The organism is Acinetobacter sp. 1125_18A (genome assembly GCF_052824985.1).
Genome location: NZ_VTDG01000043.1, coordinates 1 through 1224, shown reverse-complemented (window position 1 = coordinate 1224; position 1224 = coordinate 1). Strand labels below are relative to the sequence as shown.

At 42.2% G+C, this 1224-nt stretch carries 1 protein-coding gene; it reads left to right on the top strand.

Features of this window, described 5'->3' with window-relative positions:
* Nucleotides 1-1224 (top strand): MBG domain-containing protein (locus FY049_RS22155; protein WP_446084424.1); only part of this gene is annotated, 1224 nt, incomplete at both ends.

Genomic DNA, 1224 nt, shown 5'->3' with positions numbered 1-1224 from the left:
AATGGCTCTTTGGATATCGCCAAAGCTAAAGCCACCGTAACCGCCAATAGCGTATCAACCACCTATAATGGTAAAGATCAAACAGCTGCTGGCTTTAGTGCAACAGGTTTGGTGAATGGTGAAGATACATCGGTACTCTCTGGTGTAAGCGCATCGGTGACTGCTAAAGATGCAGGCAAATACAACAACACAGTAACAGGTGTAGACAAGAACTATGATCTGACGCTTATTGATGGCTCATTAGATATTGCTAAAGCTAAAGCGACAGTAACTGCCAATAGTGTATCAACTACCTATAACGGTAAAGACCAAACGGCTGCTGGTTTTAGTGCGACAGGTTTGGTCAATGGCGAAACTACAAGTGTATTGTCAGGTGTTTCGGCAACAGTTACCGCTAAAGATGCAGGCCAATACACCAATACCGCAACAGGTCTAGATAAAAACTACGAGTTAAGTTTTGTTGATGGCTCGTTAGATATTGCCAAAGCGAAAGCCACTGTTACAGCCAATAGCGTATCAACCACCTATAACGGTAAAGATCAAACAGCTGCTGGCTTTACTGCGACAGGTTTGGTCAATGGTGAAACTGAATCCGTACTCTCAGGTGTAAATGCTACAGTTACTGCTAAAGATGCAGGTCAATACACCAATACCGCAACAGGTCTAGATAAGAATTATGATTTAAGCTTTGTTGATGGGGCTTTAGATATCGCCAAAGCTAAAGCCACCGTAACTGCCAATAGCGTATCAACTATTTATAATGGTAAAGATCAAACTGCTGCTGGCTTTACTGCAACAGGTTTGGTCAATGGTGAAACTGAATCTGTACTATCTGGCGTTTCAGCAACAGTTACCGCTAAAGATGCTGGTCAATACACCAATACCGCAACGGGTCTAGACAAGAATTACGAGCTAAGCTTTGTGGATGGTTCATTAGATATCACCAAAGCTAAAGCCACTGTAACTGCCAATAGCGTATCAACCACCTATAACGGTAAGGATCAAACTGCTGCTGGTTTTACTGCAACAGGCTTAGTTAATGGTGAAACTGAATCAGTACTATCAGACGTAACTGCAACAGTTACTGCTAAAGATGCAGGCAAATACAACAACACAGTAACAGGTGTAGACAAGAACTATGATCTAACGCTTATTGATGGCTCTTTGGATATTGCTAAGGCTAAAGCCACTGTAACCGCCAATAGCATATCAACCACTTACAAT